Annotated in this window: 24 protein-coding genes, 1 tRNA gene and 1 pseudogene; 15 read left to right on the forward strand and 11 right to left on the reverse strand. The window is 61.8% G+C overall.

What is annotated here, in order from left to right; genetic code table 11:
* Positions 1-408 precede the first annotated feature (408 nt).
* Entirely contained in the window at positions 409-672 is a 264-nt protein-coding gene (locus E7813_RS06790) for a hypothetical protein (RefSeq protein WP_291572136.1), read from the forward strand.
* A 277-nt stretch (positions 673-949) separates the two neighbouring features.
* Here E7813_RS06790 and E7813_RS06795 read toward each other — a convergent pair whose 3' ends face one another.
* Positions 950-1,462, reverse strand: coding sequence for a nuclear transport factor 2 family protein (locus E7813_RS06795; protein WP_291572138.1), 513 nt, complete (start codon positions 1,460-1,462; stop codon positions 950-952).
* 151 nt (positions 1,463-1,613) lie between these two features.
* Here E7813_RS06795 and E7813_RS06800 point away from each other — a divergent pair, with 151 nt between their 5' ends.
* Together E7813_RS06800 and E7813_RS06805 are read left to right on the forward strand one after the other, a co-directional pair.
* Positions 1,614-2,009, forward strand: coding sequence for a hypothetical protein (locus E7813_RS06800; RefSeq protein WP_291572139.1), 396 nt, complete (start codon positions 1,614-1,616; stop codon positions 2,007-2,009).
* A gap of 148 nt (positions 2,010-2,157) precedes the next feature.
* Positions 2,158-2,667, forward strand: a complete 510-nt coding sequence (locus tag E7813_RS06805; protein ID WP_291572140.1) for a hypothetical protein — start codon at positions 2,158-2,160, stop codon at positions 2,665-2,667.
* On the opposite strand, the gene E7813_RS06810 is transcribed toward E7813_RS06805, so the two are convergent.
* The 5 genes from E7813_RS06810 to E7813_RS06830 form a co-directional block, all read right to left on the reverse strand.
* On the reverse strand, positions 2,646-3,023 hold the full coding sequence (locus tag E7813_RS06810) for a hypothetical protein (RefSeq protein ID WP_291572201.1): 378 nt from the start codon (positions 3,021-3,023) through the stop codon (positions 2,646-2,648). The two genes, E7813_RS06805 and E7813_RS06810, sit on opposite strands and share 22 nt — an antisense overlap.
* Positions 3,024-3,078: 55 nt before the next feature.
* Positions 3,079-4,062, reverse strand: a complete 984-nt coding sequence (locus E7813_RS06815; protein ID WP_291572142.1) for a glycosyltransferase family 2 protein — start codon at positions 4,060-4,062, stop codon at positions 3,079-3,081.
* A gap of 186 nt (positions 4,063-4,248) precedes the next feature.
* Positions 4,249-4,322, reverse strand: a tRNA-Gln gene (locus tag E7813_RS06820).
* Between the two features lie 124 nt (positions 4,323-4,446).
* Positions 4,447-5,166 carry a rhodanese-like domain-containing protein gene (locus E7813_RS06825; RefSeq protein ID WP_291572144.1) on the reverse strand — a complete coding sequence of 240 codons (720 nt, stop codon included), beginning with the start codon at positions 5,164-5,166 and terminating at the stop codon, positions 4,447-4,449.
* 264 nt (positions 5,167-5,430) lie between these two features.
* Entirely contained in the window at positions 5,431-5,745 is a 315-nt protein-coding gene (locus tag E7813_RS06830; RefSeq protein WP_291572146.1) for a hypothetical protein, read from the reverse strand.
* Positions 5,746-6,180: 435 nt separating this feature from the next.
* Between E7813_RS06830 and E7813_RS06835 the strand changes: the two genes are divergently transcribed.
* The 6 genes from E7813_RS06835 (at position 6,181) to E7813_RS06860 (ending at position 13,200) form a co-directional block, all read left to right on the forward strand.
* Positions 6,181-7,431 carry an ABC transporter substrate-binding protein gene (locus tag E7813_RS06835; RefSeq protein WP_291572148.1) on the forward strand — a complete coding sequence of 417 codons (1,251 nt, stop codon included), beginning with the start codon at positions 6,181-6,183 and terminating at the stop codon, positions 7,429-7,431.
* A gap of 99 nt (positions 7,432-7,530) precedes the next feature.
* Positions 7,531-8,394: a branched-chain amino acid ABC transporter permease gene (locus E7813_RS06840; protein WP_291572150.1), complete on the forward strand. Its 864-nt coding sequence runs from the start codon at positions 7,531-7,533 to the stop codon at positions 8,392-8,394.
* Positions 8,395-8,424: 30 nt separating this feature from the next.
* Complete coding sequence (locus E7813_RS06845) at positions 8,425-9,417, forward strand: branched-chain amino acid ABC transporter permease (protein ID WP_291572152.1); 993 nt, start codon at positions 8,425-8,427, stop codon at positions 9,415-9,417.
* Positions 9,407-10,174 carry an ABC transporter ATP-binding protein gene (locus E7813_RS06850; protein ID WP_291572154.1) on the forward strand — a complete coding sequence of 256 codons (768 nt, stop codon included), beginning with the start codon at positions 9,407-9,409 and terminating at the stop codon, positions 10,172-10,174. The genes E7813_RS06845 and E7813_RS06850 overlap by 11 nt, the downstream gene beginning before the upstream one ends.
* Positions 10,171-10,890 carry an ABC transporter ATP-binding protein gene (locus tag E7813_RS06855; protein ID WP_291572155.1) on the forward strand — a complete coding sequence of 240 codons (720 nt, stop codon included), beginning with the start codon at positions 10,171-10,173 and terminating at the stop codon, positions 10,888-10,890. Before E7813_RS06850 ends, E7813_RS06855 begins: the two co-directional genes overlap by 4 nt.
* Before the next feature lie 27 nt (positions 10,891-10,917).
* Positions 10,918-13,200: an arylsulfatase gene (locus E7813_RS06860; RefSeq protein WP_291572157.1), complete on the forward strand. Its 2,283-nt coding sequence runs from the start codon at positions 10,918-10,920 to the stop codon at positions 13,198-13,200.
* Between the two features lie 6 nt (positions 13,201-13,206).
* Here E7813_RS06860 and E7813_RS06865 read toward each other — a convergent pair whose 3' ends face one another.
* Together E7813_RS06865 and E7813_RS06870 are read right to left on the reverse strand one after the other, a co-directional pair.
* The gene (locus tag E7813_RS06865) at positions 13,207-16,353 is read right to left on the reverse strand and encodes an efflux RND transporter permease subunit (protein ID WP_291572159.1); all 3,147 of its coding nucleotides are present in this window, start codon (positions 16,351-16,353) and stop codon (positions 13,207-13,209) included.
* Positions 16,350-17,519 carry an efflux RND transporter periplasmic adaptor subunit gene (locus E7813_RS06870; protein ID WP_291572161.1) on the reverse strand — a complete coding sequence of 390 codons (1,170 nt, stop codon included), beginning with the start codon at positions 17,517-17,519 and terminating at the stop codon, positions 16,350-16,352. The genes E7813_RS06865 and E7813_RS06870 overlap by 4 nt, the downstream gene beginning before the upstream one ends.
* A gap of 198 nt (positions 17,520-17,717) precedes the next feature.
* On the opposite strand from E7813_RS06870, the gene E7813_RS06875 reads away from it, so the two are divergent.
* The 6 genes and pseudogenes from E7813_RS06875 (at position 17,718) to E7813_RS06900 (ending at position 23,440) form a co-directional block, all read left to right on the forward strand.
* Positions 17,718-18,179 (forward strand): MarR family transcriptional regulator, encoded by a 462-nt coding sequence (locus E7813_RS06875; RefSeq protein ID WP_291572163.1) that lies wholly within the window; start codon positions 17,718-17,720, stop codon positions 18,177-18,179.
* Positions 18,180-18,525: 346 nt separating this feature from the next.
* A complete protein-coding gene (locus E7813_RS06880) occupies positions 18,526-20,916 on the forward strand; it encodes a TonB-dependent siderophore receptor (RefSeq protein ID WP_363331156.1) in 2,391 nt (796 codons plus the stop codon).
* Positions 20,917-20,938: 22 nt separating this feature from the next.
* Positions 20,939-21,163, forward strand: a pseudogene (locus tag E7813_RS06885) (PKHD-type hydroxylase); the annotation flags it as partial.
* Positions 21,160-22,137, forward strand: coding sequence for a tonB-system energizer ExbB (gene exbB, locus E7813_RS06890; RefSeq protein ID WP_291572165.1), 978 nt, complete (start codon positions 21,160-21,162; stop codon positions 22,135-22,137). The pseudogene E7813_RS06885 and the gene exbB, both read left to right, overlap by 4 nt.
* Positions 22,138-22,140: 3 nt before the next feature.
* Positions 22,141-22,623 carry a TonB system transport protein ExbD gene (exbD, locus tag E7813_RS06895; protein ID WP_291572167.1) on the forward strand — a complete coding sequence of 161 codons (483 nt, stop codon included), beginning with the start codon at positions 22,141-22,143 and terminating at the stop codon, positions 22,621-22,623.
* A 28-nt stretch (positions 22,624-22,651) separates the two neighbouring features.
* Complete coding sequence (locus tag E7813_RS06900; protein WP_291572172.1) at positions 22,652-23,440, forward strand: energy transducer TonB; 789 nt, start codon at positions 22,652-22,654, stop codon at positions 23,438-23,440.
* Between the two features lie 86 nt (positions 23,441-23,526).
* Here the strand turns inward: E7813_RS06900 and E7813_RS06905 are convergent, their stop codons facing one another.
* Genes E7813_RS06905 through E7813_RS06915 form a run of 3 tightly spaced genes read right to left on the reverse strand, consistent with a single transcriptional unit; the run spans position 23,527 to position 25,086 of the window.
* Entirely contained in the window at positions 23,527-23,931 is a 405-nt protein-coding gene (locus E7813_RS06905; protein ID WP_291572205.1) for a hypothetical protein, read from the reverse strand.
* A 54-nt stretch (positions 23,932-23,985) separates the two neighbouring features.
* Positions 23,986-24,666: a site-2 protease family protein gene (locus E7813_RS06910; RefSeq protein WP_291572175.1), complete on the reverse strand. Its 681-nt coding sequence runs from the start codon at positions 24,664-24,666 to the stop codon at positions 23,986-23,988.
* 30 nt (positions 24,667-24,696) lie between these two features.
* Positions 24,697-25,086, reverse strand: coding sequence for a GFA family protein (locus E7813_RS06915; protein WP_291572176.1), 390 nt, complete (start codon positions 25,084-25,086; stop codon positions 24,697-24,699).
* Positions 25,087-25,100: the final 14 nt, after the last annotated feature.

Below are 25,100 nucleotides of genomic sequence, written 5' to 3' on the forward strand. Positions count from 1 at the left end.
TCAGCTAAACGAACGACCACGTGAGACCTTGCAATTTGAAACCCCAGCAGAGAGATTTAACGCCTGTGTTGCGTCGACCGGTTGAGCCGGCAACCCGAAAGCGGACATTGTGGCTCAGTGAATCGGCGCGATGCATCGTTACGTTGCCTCTTCAAGGCTAGGTACGCCGACCAATAGGTCGATGATGGGCTTTCCGCTAAGGGTCAATTTCAGACCTTGCGGCAGCTGTCTGCCCATGTCGGGGCCGCAGGGGATGATGGCCTATTTTCCGGGCCTTGATGGGTTTCTTTGCAGCAGCAATTGCCGTTTCATGGTGTTGTACGGCATTTAGAAGTTCATTTTCTGCGACGAACTTTCCCGGTTCTGGTAGGGTTTGCCTTACGAAAATGCAGGGGCGGTGAAAAGGCGATGGAAAGAATAATATTTCTGGTGATATCCGCGCTTGCCGCCTCGGCAATACCGGCTTCGTCCCCGGCCTGGGCTGACGATTGGCACGGCGTCACCAACTATCCGGCGCGGGTTAGCGCATTCACGTTCGGCTCCGGAGTACTCAGTGCAAATCATCCGGTGCACTTCGGCGCCTGGACCGTCTCGTTCGGCACGCAAGGCGTTCAAACCGTCTACGTTCAACAAACCGCGGGCTACAGTTGGTTTCACACCGGCAAGCTATAGCTTGATTTGCGCCAATGCGGTGCTCGGTCAGACCCCTTGCGCCATGTGGCTGCAGCCCGCGTCGCAGAATTCACCCGAAGCATGCAAGATGGCCCTGCTGCCAAATCTAGGGACGGTCGATTTGCTGCCGATACCTTGCCCGACGAGCATCACGTTCCAGCGCTAGTATCGATGTCTGCTGTCTGAGCCCGTGGTCCGCTGTCCGCGCCCCCAAAACGTGGACATCGATCACGGCGACGGCAAAGTCAGCGGTGTGCCGGAAACAGATATATCCGGTTCACGGCTTGGACGTCATGTCTGGTTTGCCGGTGTTGAAATCGACGGGCACCGAGACGTGCTCATGGACGATCAACCAATTGCCCTTGATCTTGCGATAAACATCGGTGACGCGAACGGTAAGGTCCATCGGCTGGCCTTTGGTGTCGGTACCCGTGAGATGCTGAATGCTGTGCCCGAAACCCATTGTTCCGCTAACGGCGACGCTCACGTCGCTAATTTCGAACTTCAATGGTCCGTTGATCGTACCAAGCAGGTCTGTCCAGTCCTTGGTATAAGCCTTGGCACCGACATATTGACGCGGCGGAACCACATCGAACACCAGGAGACTTTCGTCAGGCACGTAGACCTTCATGATGGCGCTGACATCCTTGGCATTGACAGCGGCGACAAACCGATCTTCGAGCGCCCTGATACTGGCTTCGTCCCTGGACGCCGCCTGGACCGCCGTCTGCGATGCGGCCAACGCCACAGCGAAAGTGAAAGCAGCTGCGGTTGCGGTCAACTTGCTCATTTCCCTGCTCCCCAATTCACCCAGGAGTTCCTGGGTGGCTTCCTCATTTTATCGTCCGCTATTTCGTTTTCGCAAGACGGCATAGCTTGTCTCGAAGGCAAAACTGCACGATACTGATTGCTTCAACGACTGGACGACGGCATGAGCGAGATTGAGGACGCTCCACCGGGGGGTGCAGGTGTCGCGCGATTGCTGGCATCGCAAGAAGGTGGCGCGGTCGTTCGCGGCTGCCACCTTCGTTTTCGCGCTATTTTTGCTGAACAACAGTACCGCACGGGCCACCGCGCTGACGGAAGAGACCCGGGCGGCGCTGATCAAGAGCGCGGAGGAGAGCTGCTTCGACGGACAATCGAAGCAGGAGGCCAACAAGTCGCGGAAGCCGGAACAGCTTCACGCGTTCTGTTACTGCTTCGCGGAAAAGCTGAGCTACACGATGACCATGGAGAAGGCCATCGCTGCCTTTGGCAAGCCGTTCGCACCGACGCCTGAGGAAGAGCGGGTGATGCACGCCGTCTTCGACAATTGCTGGCAGGTCAACGTGAAGTAGCCGCTGCCGCCAGAGCATTTGCCCCTGAAAATCGCGTTATGGACGGTCGATCGCGGCGCTGCCGGGTTTACGACTTCGCCTGGCTCACGCCGCCGGCGAGGAGCAGGCTGCAACTCCCGCCCGCGCTCCGATCGAACGAAGGTGCCGAATGAGACAGCGAACGATCATAGTGAACGACAAGATGCAAAGGGGATATCGCTATCAACTTACCGAACACGCCGGTCGCAATTTCGATCCGGAGTTCCATCCACAGCTAACTCCCAAGGAGATGCTTCGACTGGGTGTATTCTGCGGCAAGTACATGACCGACACCCGAAAGGAATTCCCGAAAAGCTGGTTCGAACACGCCAAACTTGCCGGAAAAAAGCCCGATCGCTCACTCAACTACTTTGGCGTCGATGCCAGCCAGCCGTTGTCTGTATGGCGCAAGAACGGATGGATACATCCCGACGATCCGCGCGGGTGGTTTCAATGGTACTGCCGGTACTATATGGGCCGCCGAATGCCGCAGGAAGACCTTCGACAGATCAGGCGGTGGAAAGCAATGCGCAGACACATCAGGCAGATCGAACTTCACTGCGAACCGGGCGACCAGACCTGTCGTAAACGCCAACGACAGGCGCTCCTTCACTGGGCCTACGACAGCCGGAAATTCTGATCCGCGCCGTCTCGACGGCTGGTACTGTCACCAACCACCCGAAGGTCGATCCTGCCGATCAGATCCGAACGGAGCGACTCGGCGGCGTTCATGGCGTCCATCGTCTGCCGCAAGGTACTGACGTTCGAGCCGAGCGACACGATTCCGCCCAGCACCGCGGCAATCGATCCGATCGCGGCGACCTGATTGGATCCGAACAGGCCGAGCATCACAAGCAGCAGCAACGCGCCGCCGCCGGCGATTGCCGCCTTGGAAACCAGGATAATCTTCCGGCATCGCTCGCAGACCTCGGCCAGTTCCTCGATCCGGGCCTCGATCCGTGAAATCTCGTCGCTCGGGTTGTCCTCGTCTGTCAGATTCAAGATCGAGATCCGGAAGTTGCAGTGTCGTGGGGCGCAGCATGCGCGCCGGTTAACCGAGTCTGTTTCGTTTGTTTTTCTCAAACCGGTGAAATGGTCGTCTTGGAACCGACGCGATATCGTGCGCCAGGAACGCCAATACGAATTGCAGGCCGATGATGAGAAGGAATGCCGAGAGCATCACTGTTCCGGCCGAAGAGACGATCCCGGTACGTATTGAGAGTATCCAGTGATAGCCACCAAATATCGATCCACACAGGATCAAGATTATGCCAAGAGGCAGTTCGATCGATGCAAGGGACATATCCCTCAGGTAGTAGTTATAAAACAGTCTCTTGCAAAAATTTCGCACATGATTCAAAAAGAACGCAGCAATGATATTGTTAATTTCGAGATTGCTTACTTCATCCCCGTATTTTGCGTCCATTGGGATATCAAGAACGACGGCGCGTAGCGTGTTCAGGCGAAACAGCATGTCCATTTCGAAAAAGTAGCGCTGGCTGATTTTTCGAAATGGAAGATGACGCGCTAGATCGCGATGTATCGCCGTGTATCCATTTGTCGGATCGAAGATATCCCAGTAGCCGGACGACAACTTGGTCATGAACGATAGTGCCGCGTTGCCGAGCAGGCGGATCTTTGGCATTCCGCGGGTCTTCTCCAGATCGAAGAAGCGATTGCCTTTGGTATAATCGGCCTCGCCGACCGCGATCGGGGCCACGAAGGCCGGGATCAAGTTCGGGTCCATCTGACCGTCGCCATCCAGCTTGACGATAACATCTATTCCGTCGTCGAGCGCCGCCTCGTAGCCCCTCATAACCGCGCCACCGACGCCTAGATTTTCCGCATTGCGAAGAATGACAACGCGGTTGTCCTTGCAATTGTCTTCGACAAACCTCCCCGAGCCTTCCGGGCAACAGTCGTCCACGACGTAGATTCGGCAAACATCCGGCCCGATCCGATCGATCACGCCCAAAATGTGGTTGCACACCCTGTAGCTCGGTATGACAACCCCGATTCTACACGTTTGATCCATCGCGCTTTGCCGCGTTTGCCGGATATGAAAGTATCAGGCAGGTTGTTTTGGTGCCCGATATTTTGGACCGAGTGGCGGTTTGGAATCCTAGTGCAGAGCTGGTACGTGCGCCACTGGCCCGACATCGCGACGGGGATGCGGTGCTTTCTGAACCAAAGAGGGAAATTCCCTGAAACGCAGAAATGCTGGCTGGGGAACTAGGATTCGAACCTAGACAAACAGAGTCAGAGTCTGTTGTGCTACCGTTACACCATTCCCCACCGAGGCAGCTGATTTTGCAGAACTTTTTGAGGAGTTTTGCAGTTTGCAAATCGGCCGTCTGACCCGGCCATATAGACCGGGTAGGCGTTCGCGGTCCAGTCCTGATTGTCACCGGTCCGATGGCTAATTACCCAATTCTCGAACGGCGGCTGCCGGCTGCATCTTGAGATTGGCCTCGGTCCAGGAGCGCAGGCCGCCGCGGTACCACATCACGTTGCGGTATCCCAAATGCATGGCGCGGAGTGCTGCGTTGTAACTCTCCCAGCATCGTGCGCCTTCGCAATAAAACACCAAAGGCCGGTCGGCGTTGTTGGACGTCAACTGGGTCAGCACCGAAGCAAGCCTGCGCTGAATACGATCCCGGAAACTTCCCGAGTCGCCTGCGCCCGGCACATAAATGGCACCGGGAAGTGTGGGGTGGCCGCCCGAGTTGTCCCGCAAGACATCGATGAGAACTGCATCGGTATCGAGAAGCTTGAACACCTGGCTGGTTGTGACGCGCCGCCCGCCCGGAATCGTGAGCGGGGTCATGCTGCCGACATTGACCTTGAGTTCGTTCTGCGACGGCACGCCAAAATCGGTGAGTTCTTCGGCATAATTATCTGCCAAGTCCTGCCCTGGCTCCGGCGGGGCTGGCCGGGGCGGCGGGGCTGGCGGTGGCGCCGGCCGGGCCGGCTGGATCGCCGGCACGTCGGCGGGGCCGCCCAATGAGGTCTGCGCAACATCAAAGCGGCGCAGGCCGTCACCGGCGGCTTCGGCGGCTTGGCATCGCAGAGCTGTCGCGATCACAGAGGTCGCGAGCGCTACCGCCGCAGACATCGCAATGGGTTGAACGGCCCGCATTCTCGCCAGCTTCCGATCCGGTGTTTGCATCCTGGCCGGTGAATGTTCCAAGAATTTCGCTGACGGACAAGAGCCGGCGGCGGCCGGCGCGGGCGATTTTCGGACTGAGGCGATACGGCGGGAGTTGCCGGCCATGCCGCACGGAAGCGGTGATAATGGAAAGCGCGAACCGAGGTCAGCGCTTTCATCATGCGATACCGATCCCGGATGATGCCCGGGAAACCGGCATAATTGCCGTTCGTTCCATTCCCCAGGCGTCGAGCGCTAATAGGGTCGGCTATAGGAAGGCTGTCCGCCGTGCCTGGACTCGTCGTAGCCACCGTACGAATAGCCATAAGGCACGGGGCCGGCGTAATAACCCGGTCCGCCCACATAGCCATCATAACCGTACACGGGCCTGGGATCTCCGGGCGCCCATGCATAGGCGGACGAGGCGACGCCAGCGATGGCAGCTCCCGCAATCAGTGCGCCCGGAAAGCCCGGCCGAAAACCACGTCTGGCCTCGGCGGTGCCTGTCGAAACAATTGCCGTCAGGGCCAACGCCCCGACGGTCGCGAAGATGATGGCTGATCTTTGCATGGCCAAACCTTTTGATGGAGTTACGGCATATCAACGCGGCTGGGTTGCTTTGGTTGCCTAACATGCGCGTGAAGCGGCCGTGATGCTCGCGCATTCGCGATGCGTTCGACGCCGTGCTGGCCGGCGTCTTCGCAAACGCGGTGGCGCCTGTCGCCTGTCGTGACCTTTGACGACGCCTGCGGCGAGCGCGGCGCCAGCAACACCGTCCATGTCGGGCTCGAAGACGGTTGGCCGGTCCGGAAGGCAAACATCGAGGCCGCACCATCGACCAATTGATGGTGCCGCGATGGCGTGCGCGCGGGCCCGCAACTTGCCCCTGCCAATCGGGCATGCAATGCTGACAGGGCCAAAATAAAGGGTGAGCTTGCGGGCTAACGCCCGGCGCATCCCGGCCCCAGAGCCTGGCATCGGGTGGACCTTTCGGAGAGCTTTCACATGAAATTCAAGCATATCATCGGGCTGCTCGGCGCCGCCGCGATTTCCGTTGGGCTGGCCGGCCATGCTTCGGCGCAGCAGACCATCAAGATCGGCGCGGTGTTTCCGCTGAGCGGCAACGCCGCCAGCGCCGGCAACCATGCCAAGGCCGCGATCGAGACCGCCGTCGAGATCATCAACAACGCGCATCCCGAGTTGGGCAATTTCCCGCTGGCGAAGGACGCCGGGTTGGCCGGCCTCGGCGGCGCCAAGGTCGAAGTGGTGTACGCCGACAACCAGGGCAGCCCCGCCACCGGCCAGAACCAGACGCTGCGCCTGATCACCGAAGAGAAGGTGGTGGCGCTGACCGGCGCCTATCAGTCCGGCATCACGCTTACCGCGAGCGCAATCGCGGAGAAATACGGAATTCCCTTTGTCAACGGCGAGTCGGTAGCCGCCAATCTCACCGAACGCGGGTTCAAGTGGTTCTTCCGCGTCACGCCGGTGGCCTCGGACTTCGCCAAGATCTATGTCGACTTCCTCAAAGACATGAAAGCAGGCGGCGCAAAAATCGACACCGTCGCGCTGGTTCATGACAACACCGAATACGGCACCTCGGTCGCGAGCGTGGTCACCAGCGTGTTCAAGGATAGCGGGCTGGCTACCCCGCTCGATGTCGCCTATGCGGCCAACGCCACCGACGTGCAGAGCCAGGTCCTGCAGCTCAAGGAGAAGAAGCCCGACGTCGTGATCATGGTCACCTACACCTCGGATGCGATCCTTTATTCCAAGACGATGCAGGCGCTCGACTACAAGCCGCCGATGATCATTGCGGATGATTCCGGATATTCCGATCCGTCTTTCATCAAGGCGGTCGGCAAGATTTCGCAAGGCGTCTTCAACCGTTCGTCCTGGAGCGTCGGGCCCAAGGGCTCGCCGACAGCGCTGATCGCCGAGATGTACAAGAAGAACAGCGGCGACGAGATGGACGACACCGCCGCGCGCCAGATGCAGGGCTTCTTCGTGCTGTGCGAGGCGATCAACCGCGCCGGCTCGACCGATCCGGCCAAGATCCAGGCCGCGCTCAAGGCCACCGACCTCAAGCCGGATCAGTTGATGATCGGTTACAAGGGCGTCAAGTTCGACGACAAGGGCCAGAACGTGTTGGCGGCCGGTGTCATCATCCAGTTGCAGGACGGCGAGAACTACGTCGCGGTCTGGCCGAAGGGCAGCGCCGAGAAGCCGCCCGTGATGCCTTACAAGGGCTGGTGACGATATATTCGACGGCTGACCAAGGGCGGGCACCGGTCCCGCCCACATCGGTTCCTGCTTGGCGCTTTTCCGACTTAACCCGCAAGACGTGAGCGCGGCATGTCCACCATCCTCGTTCAGGTGATCGTCGGCGGACTGTTGCTTGGCGCGGTCTATGCGCTGTTCTCGTCCGGCCTGACGCTGATCTGGGGCATGATGAACATCGTCAACTTCGCGCATGGCGATTTCGTCATGCTCGGGATGTACGTCGCCTTCGTGATCTGGACGCTGTTCGGCGCGGGACCAATGCTCGGCGTGCCGGTCGCGGCCCTTCTACTGGCGACACTCGGCATCGTCGTCTATTTCGGACTGATCCGCAGCATCATGAAGGGACCGATGCTGGCCCAGATCCTCGGCACCTTCGGCCTTGCGCTATTGTTGCGCTATGCGGCGTTCTGGTGGTTCGGCGCCAACTTCCTGTCGCTGCCGGAAAACATCGTCGGCGGCACCTTCGACATCTTCGGCATTCGCATCCAGGCCTCGCGCCTGCTGGCCGGCGTCGTAGCACTACTGGTGACCGGCGGGCTTCATATCCTGCTGACGCGGACCTCGCTGGGATCGAAAATGCTGGCGGTCGCCGAGGATTCAACCGCGGCGCAGTTGATGGGCATTCGCCCCGACACCATGCAGGCGATCGCCTGGGCGATCGCGGCAGGCGTCACCGGCATCGCGGGCGCATTGATTGCGACGTTCTTCTACATCGTGCCGACGGTCGGCGAGACCCTCGGTATCGTCGCCTTTGTCACGGTGTCGCTCGGCGGCTTCGGCAGCGTGCCCGGCGCGCTGGTAGCGGGACTGCTGATCGGGGTGATCGAATCCTTGTCGGCGTACTGGATCGGCGCCGTCTACAAGGACATCGTGGTGTATTCGCTGTTCCTCTCTTTCCTCTGGTTCCGGCCGCAGGGCTTGATGGGCAAATCCTGATGGGGAACAAGTCGTGATGGGGAAGATGTGATGCGGCGTTGGCTGTGGCCGTCGGTAGCGCTGGCGCTGGTGATTGCCTATCCGCTGCTGTTTTCGACACCGTTCCAGCAGCGGCTCGGCGCGCTGGTGCTGCTCTATGCGATTGCCGCCTCGGCCTGGAACATCGTCGGCGGTTACGCCGGACAGGTGTCGGTCGGGCATGTCGTGTTCTTCGGGTGCGGCGCCTATGCCGCGATGGGAGCTTACTCGCATTTCGCGCTGTCGCCGCTGGTCGGGATTCCCATCGGCATCGTCGTGAGCGTCGCGATTGCCGCCGTCGTCGGCGTCCCGACGCTGCGGCTGTCGGGTCATTATTTCAGCATGGCCACCATTGCGGTCGCCGAACTGGTCAGGCTGATCGTGACCAACACCGATTATCTCGGGGCCGGTGTCGGTCTCAGCGGCCCGACGGTGCCGCGAAACCTGTTCGATCTCTCGTTCATTTCGGCGCTGCCATACTACTATTTGTTCCTGGCGATTTTGGTGACCACGCTCGGCATCACCTGGTGGATGACCAATAGCCGGATGGGTTTTTACCTCCGCGCCATCAGGGATTCCGAACGGGCCGCGCGTTCGCTCGGCGCCCCCGCCAGCCGCACCAAGCTCTACGCCTTCATGCTGAGCGCCGGGCTGACCAGCGTCGCCGGCGCGCTCTATGCGATGATGTTCGGTTTCGTCGATCCGGAATCGGGACTGGGCATCCTGATCTCCGTGAAGATGCTGATCATGGCAGCCCTCGGCGGCGCCGGCCTGCTGTTCGGACCATTGGTGGGCGCGGCGATCCTGGTGCCGCTGGAGGAAATCTCCAACAACGTGCTCGGCGGCAAGGGCGCCGGCCTGACGTTCGTGCTCTACGGGGCCATCATCGTGCTGATCGCGCGGTTTCAGCCGGGCGGCATTCTGACGCCGATCATGCGGCTGTGGTCGCGGCGCGGCAAGGCGCCGGAAATACCGGTCGCGACGGGAGCGTCGCATGCTCCTTGAAGCCCGCAATGTCACCAAGGCCTTTGGCAGCTTCCGCGCCGTCGATGCCGCCTCGGTCACGCTGGAGCAGGGCGATATCCTCGGCCTAATCGGGCCGAACGGCGCCGGCAAATCCACTCTGTTCAACTGCCTGACCGGCGATCTCCTGTCGACATCCGGTAACGTGCTGTTCGAAGGCCACGACATCACCCATTTGACGCCGGAGGCCCGTGCGAGCCTTGGGCTTGCCCGCACCTTCCAGGTGCCGCAGACCTTCGAGGGCATGTCGGTGCTGGAAAACGTGATGATCGGCGCGTTTCTTCGCACCTCCCATCGTGCCGAGGCCGAGGCACGCGCGCGCGCCGTGCTGGAGCGCGTCGGCCTCAGTACCCTGGCAAGCGCGCCCGCAAAGTCGCTGGGAACGCCGGGCCGCAAGCGGCTCGAGATCGCGCGTGCGCTCGCCACCGAGCCGAAGGTGCTGCTGCTCGACGAGGCGATGGCCGGTCTCACCCAGCGCGAGGTGCAACTGGCCATCGATCTGGTGCGTGACATCCATCGCTCCGGCATCACGCTTGTCATCGTCGAGCACATCATGGAAGTGATCATGTCGCTGGCGACCCGCGTGGTGGTGTTTCACCAGGGCCGCGAGATCGCGCGCGGCAGTCCCCGCGAAGTCACCGGCAACCCGGCGGTGATCGAAGCCTATCTCGGCAAGCGGGCCGCCAAGGCGGCCGCGGGCCACACCCCGGTCGAACTGATGGGCAGGCCCGCGACATGACCGCGCCGCTGCTCACGATAGAGCATCTGGAAGTCCGCTACGGCGACCTGATCGGCGTATCGGATGTTTCGCTCGAGGTGCCTGAAGGCAGCGTGGTTGCGCTGCTCGGCTCCAATGGCGGCGGCAAGACCACCACGCTCAACGCCATCGCCGGCCTGATCCCCGTGCATGCCGGATCGATCGTGTTCGGCGGCGAGGAGATCGGCGGCAAGACCGCGTTTTCAATCGTGCGCAAAGGCCTTGCGCTGTCGCCGGAAGGCTGGCGATTGTTCGTGCAGCAAAGCGTCGAGAACAACCTGCTATTGGGCGCGACGCCTTTGCGTAACCGGGCGCGCGTCGCGGCTTTGCTCGAGCGCGTCTATGAAATCTTTCCCAAGCTGGCCGAGCGGCGCAGCCAGCGTGCCGGCACCATGTCCGGCGGCGAGCGCCAGATGCTGGCGGTCGGCCGCGCCTTGATGAGCGACCCCAAGCTGTTGATGCTGGACGAGCCGTCGCTGGGGCTCGCGCCCGCGGTGGTCGAGTCGATGTATGAGACCTTCGGCCGGCTGCATCGGGAAGGGCTGACGATCCTGCTCGCCGAGCAGTCGATTGAACTGGCGCTCGAGGTTTCGGATTTCGCAACCGTCCTTCAAGTCGGCAAGAGCGTGCTGTCGGGCACCGCCGCCGCACTGGCCGATGATCCGCAAGTGCAGAAGGTCTATCTTGGCACCGGCTGACGTCAGAATTTTGCAAGGAGTGAGTGCATGAGCGCGGACAAGCCCTTTGGCGGCACGATCGGCAACACCGTCGCCGGCTCGAAGCCATGGTGGCCGCCGACACCGCAGCCGCCGGCGGACGCGCCCAACATTCTCGTGGTGTTGTTCGACGATGTCGGCTTTTCCGATTTCGGCTGCTACGGCTCGCCGATCAGGACGCCGACCATCGACAGGCTCGCCGCCGAAGGCCTGCGCTATTCGGGCTTCCACACCACCGCAATGTGCTCGACCACGCGCGCCGCACTTCTGACCGGACGCAATCACCATTCGGTCGGCGTCGGCTGTCTCGCCAATTTCGACAGCGGCTATCCGGGATATCGCGGCAAGATCGCCCGCGAAGCCGGAACGCTCGCGGAAATGCTCAAGGCGCATGCCTATCGCAACTACATGATCGGCAAGTGGCACGTCACCCCGCTGACCGAAAGCGGCGCCACCGGACCGTTCGACGGCTGGCCGCTCGGCCGCGGCTTCGACCGCTTCTACGGCTTCCTCGATGCCGAGACCGACCAGTACGCGCCGGAACTGGTGTCCGATAACACCCACATCGATCCGCCCGGGACCTATACCGACGGCTACCACCTGACATCGGACCTGATCGACCAGGCGATCCGTTTTATCGCCGATCACACCGCCGACCGGCCCGATTTGCCCTGGCTGACCTGGGTTGCGCTGGGCGCCTGCCACGCGCCGCATCAGGCCCCCGCCGATATCATCAGGGGCTATGACGCGATCTTTGCCAACGGCTGGGACGTCGAGCGCGAGCTGCGCCTGGCGCGCCAGAAGGCGTTGGGGATCGTGCCTCCTGAAACCAGAATGCCGGCGCGCAATGACGGCGTGAAGGCCTGGGGCGAGCACTCCGCCGACGAAAAGCGCGTGTTCACCCGGCTGCAATCGGCCTTTGCCGGAATGCTCGATCATGCCGACCGCCATCTGGCGCGGTTGATCGCATTCCTGGAGAAGGCCGGCATTCGCGACAATACCCTGATCCTGGTGCTGTCGGATAACGGCGCCAGCCAGGAAGGTGGGCCGCTTGGCTTCGTCAACGCGATGGGCCCGTACAATTTCAGGCCGGAACCTGTTTCGGAAAAGCTGCGGCGGCTCGACGACATCGGCGGCCCGGACACCCACACCAATTTTCCGCGCGGCTGGGCGATGGCTTCCAACACGCCGCTGCGCCGCTACAAGCAGAACACCCACGGCGGCGGCATCCGCGATCCCTTCGTCATCTCATGGCCGAAGCGTATCGCCTCGAAGGGCGAGCTGCGTCATCAGTTCGTTCACGCCTGCGATCTGACGCCGACATTGCTCGACCTGGTCGGCATCGGCGCGCCGCAGCAGATCGCAGGGGTCGCGCAAATGCCGATCGAGGGCGAAAGCTTCGCCCGCTCGATCGCGGACGCATCGGCGCCGTCGAAGCCGTCGCCGCAATATTTCGAGATGTTCGGGCATCGCGGCCTGTGGCATCGCGGTTGGAAGGCGGTCTCCTATCATCCGCCCGGCACGCCGTTCGAGAACGACAAATGGGAGCTGTTTCATCTGGAGCAGGATTTCTCCGAGGTCGACGATCTCGCCGCAAGAGAGCCGGACCGGCTGGCGCAGATGGTCAAGATGTGGTGGAGCGAAGCGGAACAGCACAATGTGCTGCCGCTCGACGATCGCTTCGCGCAGCGGTTTGCGGAAAACGCCGCCCGCTTTCAGGGTTTCCGCCACCGTTTCGTGTTCCACGCCGGCATGGGGCACGTGCCGACCGATGTCGCGCCCGACGTGCGCAGCCGCAGTTACACCATCGAGGCTCACGTCGAGATCGGCGATGCAAATGCCGAAGGTGTCCTGATCGCCCATGGCGATGCGACGTCGGGCTACAGCCTCTACGTCAAGGACGGTCACCTGGTTCACGACCTCAATATCGGCGGCGGCCACGAGATCGTCAGCTCCGACCGTAAGGTCCCGGCCGGCGCGCATCGGCTCGGGGTGCATGTCGAACGCCTGGTGCGCCAGACTCCGCCGGCCAAGGGTTCACGCACGGGGGTCAGCGCCTACACGCTATTGATCGACGGCGAGCCCGCGGGTTCGCTGCAGACACAGCTTGGATTCCACAACCTGATCTCGTGGTCGGGCCTCGACATCGGGCGCGACCGCGGCAGCCCGGTGTCGCATTATGACGCGCCGTTCGAGTTCACCGGGCGGTTACTGCGGGTGACGGTCGTCATGCACGACGACCAGAAGCTCGACGGCAATGGCATCGGCGGTGCCGAAATGGCCAGACAATAGAGGGCGTCACTCGGCGGCTTGCTTGACCGCACCATGTTCGCTGGTCTGAAGGTCCTGATCGTCGTTGCCCGATCGTCCCCAGCCGGCAAAGGCATTCGAGAGCCTGTCGAGGTAGAGATAGATCACCGGGGTCGTGAACAGCGTCAGCGCCTGGCTCACGATCAAGCCGCCGACCATCGCGTAGCCGAGCGGCTGGCGGATTTCCGAGCCGGTGCCGGTGCCCAGCATCAGCGGCACGCCGCCGAGCATCGCCGCCATCGTCGTCATCATGATGGGGCGAAACCGCAGGATGGCGGCCTTGCGAATCGATTGTTCCGGCGACAAATGCTCGTCGCGCTCGGCCGAGATCGCGAAGTCGACCATCATGATGCCGTTCTTCTTGACGATGCCGATCAATAGAATGATGCCGATCAGGGCGATCAGGCTGAAGTCGTATCCGAACGCCATCAGGATCGCGAGCGCGCCGACGCCGGCCGAGGGCAGCGTGGACAAAATCGTCAGCGGGTGGATGTAGCTCTCGTAGAGAATGCCGAGGATCAGGTACACCACGACGAGGGCGGCCATGATCAGCAGCGGCACGGTGCCGAGCGACTGCTGGAACGCCTGCGCGGTGCCCTGGAAGCTCGAATTGAGCGTGGCGGGTGCGCCCATGTCGGCCATCGCGCGCTGCACCGCGTCGGTCGCTTGCCCCAGCGCTACACCCTGCGCGAGGTTGAAGCTGATCGTGATCGCCGGGAACTGGCCCTGGTGGCTGATCGAAAGCGAACGGACCGGCACGCTGGTCCAGGTCGCGAATGTCGCCAGCGGCACTTCATCGCCCGTGGTCGGCGATTTGACATAGAGCTTGTTGAGGGTGTCGAGGTTGCCCTGCAGTTCGGGGAGGATCTCCAGGATCACGTGGTAGCTGTTGAGTTGGGTGAAATACTGCGTGACCTGGCGCTGGCCGAAGGCGTCGTAAAGCGTGTCGTCGATCAGTTGCGGGTAAATCCCGTAGCGCGATGCGGTGTCGCGGTTGATCTTCAACTGCAGCGTCGTGCCCTGGCTCTGCTGGTCGGTCGCGACGTCGCGCAGTTCGGACAGCGTCTGCATCTTGCCCAGGATCTTGGGCGCCCACTCGTTCAACTCGCCGAGGTTGGCGTCCTGCAGCGTGAACTCGAACTGCGTCCGGGTCGGCCGGCCGCCGAGCCGCACGTCTTGAGCGGCCTGCATGTACAGCCGGGCGCCCTCGACCTTTTCCAGCTTCGGACGCAGCCGGGAGATGATCTGCTGGGCGCTGGCATGGCGTTCATTGCGCGGTTTCAGCGTGATGAACAGGTTGCCGTTATTGCCGGCCCTGCCGCTGCCGCCGATCGCCATCGCCACGGTGGCGACGTCGGGGTCGGCCATCACGATAGCGCTAAGCGCCTCTTGCCGCTGCTTCATCGCTTCGAAGGAGATGTCCTGCGAGGCTTCGGAGGTGGCGGTGATCAGGCCGTTGTCCTGCTGCGGGAAGAAACCCTTGGGAATGATGACGAACAGGTAGACCGACAATCCCAGCGTCGCGAAGAAAATTACCAGCGTCGTCAGCCGCCAGCGCATCGCAAGATCGAGCCCGCGTTCATAGGCACGAAGCATGGCGTCGAACGCGCGCTCGCTCCATTGATAGAACCGGCCGTGCTGGGCTTCGCCGTGCGCGCGCAGGAAGCGGGACGCCATCATCGGGGTCAGCGTCAGGGACACCACCATTGACACGAAGATCGTCATCGCCAGGACCACCGCGAATTCGCGGAACAGGCGTCCGATGATGCCGCCCATCAGCAGCAGCGGAATCAGCACCGCGACCAGCGAAATGCTGATCGACACGATCGTGAACCCGATTTCGCTGGCGCCCTTGAACGCCGCCGCCAGCGGCTTCTCGCCTTCCTCGATGTAACGCGTGATGTTTTCCAGCATCACGATGGCGTCGTCGACAACGAAGCCGACGGCGATGGTCAAGGCCATCAATGACAGGTTGTCGAGCGTGTAACCGAATATCCACATCAGTGCGCAGGCGCCGAGCAACGCCAGCGGCACGGTGACGGTTGGAATGACCGTCGCCCAGAAGCTGCGCAGGAACACAAAGATCACCATGACGACAAGTGCAATGGTGATCAGCAACGTGAACTGAACGTCCTCGACGGCGGCGCGAATGGTCTGGGTGCGATCGCTGATGACTTCGACCTTGATCGCCGGCGGTATCGCAGCCACCAGTCTCGGCAGCGTCGACTTGATCTTGTCGACGGTCTCGATGACGTTGGCGCCCGGTTGCTTGAACACCACCAGGAACACGCCGCGCTTGCCGTTGGCCCAGGCGGCCTGCTTGGCGTCTTCCGGTCCGGTAACGGCCCGGCCGATGTCGCGGATCCGCAAGGGGCCGCCGTTGCGGTAGGCGACGATGACGTCGTTCCAATCCTTGGAGTCCAGCATCTGGTCGTTGGCGTAGATCGTATAGGCGCGGGTATCGCCGTCGATATTGCCCTTCGGGCTGTCGACCGTCGTGATCGCGATCTGGCTGCGGACGTCCTCCAGCGACAGGCCCTTGGCGACCAGTTTCGCCGGATCGACCTGGACGCGGATCGCCGGCTTTTGCTGACCGCCGATGATGACCTGAGCGACGCCGGAAATCTGGCTGATCTGCTGCGCGAGCTGGGCGTCGACTGCGTCGCTGACCGTAGTGAGCGGCAGGGAATCGGAAGACGCCGACAACAGCAGGATCGGCGAATCCGCCGGGTTGACCTTGCGGTAGGTCGGCGGTGAGGGAAGATTCTTCGGCAGCTGGCCGCTGGCGGCGTTGATGCCGCCCTGCACGTCGTTGGCGGCGCCGTCGATGCTGCGGTTGAGGTCGAACTGGATCGTGACCGCGGCGGTCCCGAGATAGCTCGTCGAGGTCATCTGGGCGATGCCGGGAATCTGTGCGAACTGCCGCTCCAGCGGTTGCGCCACCGAGGAGGCCATGGTTTCGGGGCTGGCGCCCGGCAAGGTCGCGGTGATCTGGATGGTCGGAAAGTCGACCTGCGGCAGCGCCGCGACCGGCAGCAATGGATAGGCGACGAGGCCGACGAACAGAATGCCGGCCATCAACAGCGAAGTGCCGATGGGATAGCGAATAAATGGCGCGGAAATGCCGTCGCTCATTCCTGCTTGACCTTCGGTTGCGCCGGATCCGAACTCGCAACCGCGGTGGTGACGAGGGTGCCGGGCGAAACCTTGTACTGGCCCGCCGTAATCACCTGCTGTCCAGGTGACAGACCGTCATCGATCACCGAGCGTCCGTCGATCGATTGGCTGACCTTGACCTTGTGCAGCTCGGCCTTGTTGTCCTGATTGACGGCATAGGCGTAAAGGCCGTCGTTGCCGTGCTGGATCGCGTCGTCCGGAACCACCGTGGCATCCTTCAGCGTCTTCACCAGAAGCCGCGTCGAGACCGACTGGCCCGGCCACAAGGCGTGGTTCTTGTTGTCGAACACCGCCTTGAGGCGGACGGTGCCGCTGGTGGTGTCGACCTGATTGTTGACGACTGCCAGCGTTCCTTCCGCCAGCGGCTTCTTGCCGTCGGTGGTGATGGCGATGACCTTGAGCGGCGCAATCGCCTGGGCCTCGTTGATGTATGGCAGCTGCTCTTCCGGCGCGGTGAAAATCACGGCGATCGGTTCGATCTGGGCGATCGTCACGATCCCGGTCTGGGTCGAGGCATTGACGATGTTGCCGACATCGACCTGACGCAGGCCGGCGATGCCGGGAATGGGCGATTTGACGGCGGTGTAATCGAGTTGGGTCTGGGCGTTGGCGATGGCGGCGACGTCGGCCGCGATCTGCGCGGTCAGTTGCTGGACGGTGGAACGCTGGGTGTCGGTCTGCTGCCGGGTCGCGAATTCGCCGAGCTTGGTGTAGCGCTGCAGATCCAGATTGGCGTTTGCCAGATTGGCCTCGTCCTGATCCTTCTTGGCCTTGGCCTGGTCGAGCGTGGCCTGGTAAGGCCGCGGATCGATCTCGGCGAGCAGGTCGCCCTGGTTGACCGCCTGGCCTTCCTTAAAGGCGATCTTGTCGATCTGACCATCGACGCGGGTGCGCACCAAGACGGTATTGAAACCTTGAACCGTTCCCAAGCCGGTCAGATAGACCGGAAAGTCGGCTTTCTGGACCGGAGCGATGGTGACGCGAACGGCGTTGCGCACCGCCTTCTGCGCGTTGCTGGCTGCCGTCGCCTGACGTTCATTCTGGTACCGCTGCCAGCCGAAAAACCCCAGCGCAGCAACGGCTACGATCAGTAAAACCCAGCGGATCGCTCTTGATCTGGTCATATCGGCTCTTTGGCTGAAAACCTAAGTACGGCATCTCTAAAACAGTTCCTAGGCTTGAATATATAGTATGCGTGCACTTAATGTGTAAACACACTATAGCTTGAGAATTCTAAACAATCGGAAAGCTTTACGGCCGTTTTCTAATCAACGTCTGATCAGGATCTAGCCAGCTTTTGATCAGCCTCGGGACCCCGCTCAATGTCTCTCGATCTGAAACGCCAGTTGGTTGCGCAACTCGTCGAAAGCTCGCGCCTGCTGCGCAATTACATCGACCACCGCGCCAAGGGCCGCGGCTCGACGCGCGCGCAGTGGATCGTGCTGTTCCGGTTGCGCGAGCATGAGGGACTATCGCAGGTCGACTTGGCCGAAGTGCTGGAGCTGCAACCGATCTCGCTGGTGCGGCTGCTCGATCGTCTGGTCGAGCACGGTCTGCTCGAGCGGCGGCACGATCCTCGCGACCGGCGCGCCAACCGGCTGTTCCTCACCGACAGCGGCCGCCGGCTGGTCGACGACATGGATGGCCTGCGCGACTCCATCGCAACCGACGTCCTGCAGGACATTCCCGCCAAGGCAATTGAAACCACCCTTGAGACGCTCAGGGACATCAAGGACCGGATCAAGGGTTTTGCCGTGCCTCCCGGCGACGTCGCGGCCAAATAGCGGACTCCGCTGCGCACACGCTGCCGCGCAGTTGCGATTACACGCCGCGCTTTTTTGAATTGAATGCTGTCGCAGCCGGATCGCAACGGGTCGATCGATGACCGGGTTTTAAGCGCGGAAAGGCCCGATTTAGCGGCATTTCTCCAATTCAATTTAGAACGCTTCGAATATGATCTTGGAACGATTTCAAACCGCGATTTAGAATCGATTTGATCTGGATGGATTCAAACATCCCGCCGCCGTAATCGCATTGACCCCAATTTTTTCGCTCGATACCAACGCCCTGTCGCTTGGCGCAAAAATAATTGCGCGAGCGAACTGGAATTCGGTTCGAAGGGCGGGTGTTATGCGTGGGGCGAAAGCGGCGGGACCGCTGCGTTCAATCGCGGCGGTCAATCCGTGGGGATTGCTGTTTTCGGTGAGTTACGCCGCACTGGGCGCAATGGCCGGCGGGACGGCGGCGCAGGCCCAGACGGCAGCCGTACCGCAAACGGAATCGCAACTGCCGCCGGTCGTGATCGCTGCGCCCGAAACGAAGCGTCGCGCCTATGCTTCTCCCGGCCGGCAGCATGCCAGCGCCGCCGCCAAGCGTCACTCGCAAGCGGCGCGGCGGACCGAACCGGCGACGGCGCCAAAGGCCTTCGCGGTATCGCAGGACGCCCGCACCGGCACGGTCGGCGTCTACACCAACAGCACCTCGGTTGCGACCAAGACCAATACGCCGCTGGTCGACATTCCGCAGTCGCTCAGCGTCATCACCAAGGATTTCATCAAGGATCAGGCCTACCAGAACCTCACCGATGTCACCCGCTACGTTCCGGGCGTCTCGGTTCACCAGGGCGAGGGCAACCGCGACGAACTCGTGATCCGCGGCGTCGATTCCAGCGCGAATTTCTTCGTCAATGGATTCCGCGACGATGTCCAGTACTTCCGCGATTTCTACAATGCCCAGAGTATCGAGATCCTGAAGGGGCCAAGCGCGCTCACCTTCGGCCGTGGCGCCGGCGGCGGCCTGCTCAATCGAACGCTCAAGGAGGCTGACGGCACCACGGTGTATGAAGCGTCGGCGCAGACCGGCTCCTGGGGCGACCGGCGCTTCACGCTCGACGCCGGGCAGGCGGTCAACGATAACGTGGCGGTGCGCCTCAACGCCTTCTATGAGGGGACCGACACCTTCCGCGATTTCGGCCAGATCGAGCGCTACGGAATCAATCCGACGGTCACGCTCAAGCCGGACGACAACACCAAGATCAAGCTGAGCTACGAATATTTCCACGACGAGCGCACCTCCGATCGCGGCAATCCTTCGCAGGCAACGAGCGCGACGCCGCCGTCTTCGACCCGTTTCAATCCGGCCGCGCCGTTCGCGCCGAATGGCGACCTCTCGGTATTCTTCGGCAGTCCGACCTACAACGTTGCGCGCGCCGACGTGCAGACCACGATGGCCATCGTCGAGCACGACTTCGAAAACGGATTGGCGGTCAAGAACGGCTCGATCTATGCCGATTACAGGAAATTCTACCAGAACGTCTATCCCGGCAACGGACCCTTGTTGGGCGCGGTCAATCCTGCCGATACCTCGCTCAATCTCGCGGCTTACCAGCACTGGACCAACCGCGATAACGCCTTCAACCAGACCGATTTCGTCTACAAGACCAACACCGGCCCGGCGCTTCATACCGTCGCCTTCGGCACCGAATTCGGCCAGCAGACCGGGATCGATCTGCGCAACACCGGAATCTTTCCCAACGGCACCAATACGATAACCGCCAACCCGTTCGATCCGACCTATTTCGGACCGCTCACCTTCGTCCATCAATATCCCGGCGCTTTTTCGCCAGGTGTCACCGCGGCCGACTCGAACAGCAAATACCGGCTTTACGTGGAGTCGGCCTATGCGCGCGATACCGTTGAAATCACGCGCTGGCTGCAACTGATCGGCGGCGCGCGGTTCGATCGGTTCGACATGTCGGCGACCGACCAGAACACGGACATCTTGCGCGCTCGCGTCGATCAGAAGATCTCGCCGCAGGCCGCCGTGATCGTCAAGCCGGTGAGCAATCTGTCGATCTACGGCATGTACAGCGTCTCCTATCTGCCGGCATCGGGTGACCAGTTCAGTTCGCTCAATCCCGGCACCTTGATTCTCGAACCGCAGAAATTCGAGAACACCGAAGTCGGCGTGAAGTGGAACATCAATCCGAAGCTGCTGCTTTCGACCGCGATCTACAACTTGAATCGCACCAACCAGCCGATCGCGGACGGCAACAATCCGGGGTTCTTCTTGCCGTCCGGCAGCACCTTGACCAGGGGATTTGAAGCCAGTCTGACCGGCTACGTCACCGACGAGTGGCAGTCGTCGCTCGGCTATGCCTATACCGACGCCCGGATCACCAGCGCGACATCGACGACGGTCGTCCCCGGCAATCGGGTCCAGCTCGTGCCCTACAACCAGTTCGCGTGGTGGAACAAATATCAGTTCAATCCGATGTGGGGCGCGGGCCTCGGCGTGATTGTATTCGGCGACTCCTATGCTTCGTCGGACGACACCGTGCGGCTGCCGGGCTTCGTTCGCTTTGACACCGCGCTTTATCTGAAGATCAACGAGAACTGGAAGGCCCAGTTCAATGTCGAGAATATCTTCAACACCGGCTATTGGGCGTCGGCCGACGGCAACAACAACATCTCGCCGGGCCAGTCGCGCACTTTCCGCCTGTCCGCACGGGCGACGTTCTAGAGGAGTGGGGAGGTGGCCCGCAGTTTATCCTGCGTCTAGTTCGCATTTGACGGTCACGCGAGGGTTACGGGTAGCGCCTTTTTTCTGGCTGCAGAGCATGATACGGGATGCCCACGCCCGCGGCCTGATCTTCGATCTCGATACCGCGATTCAGAGCCTGGTGGCGCGTCTTGGGCGGGATGACCCTGAAACGGTCAAATTGAGCGGTATCTGTCACAATCTCATTCGCTGCTGGGCCGAAGTATGAACACGTTAACTTTTCGAGCGACTGGTTCCTTGATTGTCGCGCTGGCGGTGCTGGCGTCGGCCTTGCCCGCGCTCGCGCAACAGAAAACGGCGCCCGCGCCGCTGCAAGCTCCAATGTCATCGCAGCCGTCGATTGCTCCGGTGGCGCCGGTGCCGGTTGTTCCGGCGCAAGCGACGCCAGCTCCGGCGCCGGCCGTTCAGTCCGCGCCCGCGCCGGCGATGGACGTCAGCGCCACTCCCGCCGATAGCGGCAAGTCGCCCAAATCGACCCCCGTGACATTACGCGAACTGTCGCCGTGGTCGATGTTCCTGTCGGCCGATATCCTGGTCAAGGCCGTGATGATCGGACTTGCGTTCGCCTCGCTGGTGACATGGACCGTCTTCATCGCGAAAATGATCGAGCTGTCGCTGGTCCAGCGCAAGCTTCGCGCTGCACTTGCCAGGATCAGCGACGCGCGCTCGCTGGCGGAGGCGCAATTCGCATTGGGTTCGCAGGACAGCGTGCTGTCGTCGTTGCTGGCGGCCGCGATGCGCGAGGCGCGGATGTCGGCGGGAATTTCCAGCGACAGCGGCATCAAGGAGCGGGCGGCTTCCAGCTTTGCCGAGATCGTGCGCGCCGAAGCCCGCAGGATCCGGCTCGGCATGGGTCTGCTCGCCACCATCGGCGCGACGTCGCCGTTCGTCGGGCTGTTCGGCACGGTGTGGGGCATCATGAACAGTTTTATCGGCATCTCGAAATCGCAGACGACGAATCTTGCGGTGGTGGCACCGGGCATCGCCGAAGCGCTGCTGGCCACCGCCTTCGGCCTGGTCGCGGCGATCCCGGCCGTCATCATCTACAATCATTTCACCCGCCTGACCAAAGGCTATCTCGAACTGGTCAGCCGTTCCTCGGGCTCCGCCGGGCGATTGCTATCGCGCGATCTCGATCGCACTCATGTCAGCGGTGGCACGCATTCGCGCGCGGCGGAGTAGGCGATGGGCGCTTCGATCGCAGATGCCGATCTCGACGACGACGGCGATTTCGCGGAAACGCACGAGATCAACGTTACGCCGTTCATCGACGTCATCCTGGTTCTTCTGATTATCTTCATGGTGGCAGCACCATTGTCGACCGTCGATCTGCCGATCGAATTGCCGTCGTCGACCGCGACCCCGCTGAAGAAGCCGGACAAGCCGACCTATGTCACCATCAAGTCCGACCTTGCGGTTGCGCTCGGCGAAACTCCGGTCAAGCGGGTCGACCTCGTGCGGTCGCTCGATGCGATGGCCGACGCCAACAAGGATCGGCCGATATTCATGCGGATCGATCGCGGCGTCCCTTACGGGGATTTTTTCGACGTTCTGGAAATCCTGCGGGCCGGGGGATACCTCAAGGTCAAGCTGGTGGCGCTTGAGGGCGTTCCCGCAAGCACATCGCCGCCCGCGACAGCCGATCAACCCTTGAGTCCGAAACCCTAGTCCGAAACCCTGAGCAGCGCCAGTCAAGATGCCTGATCCCGACATCGAGCAAAAACCGTCGCGGCGGCTGTGGATTTTCGCCGCGGTCGCAGCGTTGGCGCTGCACGTCGGCGGCGGCGCGCTGGCGGTTGCGCACATGCAAGGCGCCGATACCGAAGAACTGGGCAGCCCCGGGATCGAGATCGGGCTGGAATTCATGTCGCCCCGTGTCGAGGAGAGCGACCTGCCGGCCGGTCCTGACACCGACGCATCGCTGGCTTCGCCGGCGCTTGCCGAGCAGAAGGCCGAGGTCAAACAGACCGAACTGCCAAAGGACACGCCGGCCGAAACCGACGATCCGGATCGTCAGGTGACGCTCAACGATTCGCAAAAGCCCAAGGAGGACGACCCGAAGGTCGCGACGGTGCAGACGAGTGCCTCGATGGAATCGGCGGCGCAGGAAGCCACCGCGATGCCAACCGTCGAGGAGGCGCCCGAGGGCAAGTCCCAGGCCCCCGCGCAAGGAACCGGAAAAAGCCTGCAGCGTCAGCGCGCCTCGTGGTTTGCCGAATTGAGCGCCCACTTCGAGAAGCACAAGCGCAACCCGCCGCTGGATAAATTCAAGAACACCAGGGTGCTCGTCAGCGTGACGTTCGATCGGCTCGGTCACGTCGTCTCGAGCAGCATCGCTGAAAGTTCCGGCGACCCGGCTTATGACGAAGCCGCGCTGGCCATGCTTCGCCGTTCCGATCCGGTGCCGCAACCACCGCCGCTGATCGCCGATGAAGGGCTGACCTACACCTTGCCGGTGGTATTCCGCGTCAAGGGCCGGAGCTGAACTGAAAATGCCCGGTGATCGCGCGCCGGACAAGGTGCCGCTGACCCGGTTATGGGGCAGGTTGAAACGTTACCGCCAAGTCCCGGTCAGTGCATGAAATATCGGAACCCGACATAGACAACAACGAGACAGGCAAAGATCAGCGCAACGGGTAGCCGGGGTTTTGCTTCCGAACCGCCGACGGCCCTGGGCCGTTGGGCCGGCGGACGTTTGAAGGCGGTGACGTTGCCCGTCACCTGTGCGCTTGCATGCGCGGGAATATCGGGTGCCGCGCCAACCCCGCCCATTTTCGTGTAGTAGCTTTTGTAGACGAGATCGATGGTGGCTTCGGTGGCCTCGAACTCCGTCATCTCACGGAGCAGCGCCTTGTAGCTCGCCAGGAACGTCTGGGCCTCGGCGGGCAGCGCCGAGGCGCCATTCAGCTTGGCCATCATTTTCCAGGTGGCGAAATCGGCGCGCGCCTTGGTGTCGGCGCGTCGCGCGATCAGCATGTCTTTGGCTTTGATCAAGATGGCCTCAGCTTTTTCAGTCTTCGTCGGGCCCGGTTACAAGTTACCGCTCAACAGCAGAATCAGCCGGATCACATAGTCGGTCGATGCCCGCAGTATCGCCGAAATAACATCAAGATTTAGACCGAACTGGGCGCCGGCCATGGGCAGGATGATCAGAAACCCGATCAGGATCAGCATGCCGAACGGCTCCAGTTTGGATAGCGGAACCGCCAGCACATTGGGCAACAGGCCGACCGCGACCCGCCCGCCATCCAGCGGCGGAATCGGAAGCATGTTGAAAACCGCCAGGACGACATTGATGACGAGCGCGTTTTTAAGGTTGTCGGCGATCCATTGCGCCGTGTTCACAGGCACATAGTCCACGACATGAAACGCCAATGCGGCAAGCAGTGCGAGCACGATATTGGTGGCCGGACCGGCCAGCGCGACCCAGACCATGTCGATCCGCGGGTTGTGCAAGGCACGGAAATTCACCGGCACCGGCTTGGCATAGCCGAACAGGAACGGCGAATGGGAAAATAACAAAATGGCGGGTAGCACCAGGGTGCCGAAGGGGTCGATATGCCTGAGCGGGTTGAAGCTGACGCGGCCCTGGTCCCAGGCGGTGTTGTCGCCGAAATGATGCGCGACAAAACCGTGGGCAGCCTCGTGAAAGGTGATGGCGATGACGAGCGGCAATACCCAGACGGAGACGGTATAGGCGGTGGTGTTCACTTGATCATCCTGACCGGTTGAGCCGATAGGCTACGGCGGCGCCTGTGGATATTGCGGCAGACCGTCGTCGAGCTTCACCCAATTCATTTTCTCCGTGACCCAGATGTGGTCGGTCGGTGCAAACGCGTGGCGGTCATCGAATCCCGCAAGGGCTACGCCGGCCCGTGTTCCATCCCTCCGCCAGGCGAACAGGCGGGTGCCGCAGGTTTTGCAGAACACCCGGTCCAGCGCTCCCGAAGACGGATAGCGGGCGGTTTCTCCTTCAACCGTCAGCGCGCTTTGCGTGAACAGCGCGCGGGCAAAGAACGGCGACCCCATCGCCTTCTGGCAATTGCGGCAATGGCAGATGCGGACGTTGATCGGCTCGCCCTCGGCCTTGAACCTGACCGCGCCGCACAGGCATCCGCCTTCCCTGATCATGATGTCCCCGCTGC

Source organism: Bradyrhizobium sp. (genome assembly GCF_004799405.1).
Lineage (GTDB): Bacteria > Pseudomonadota > Alphaproteobacteria > Rhizobiales > Xanthobacteraceae > Bradyrhizobium.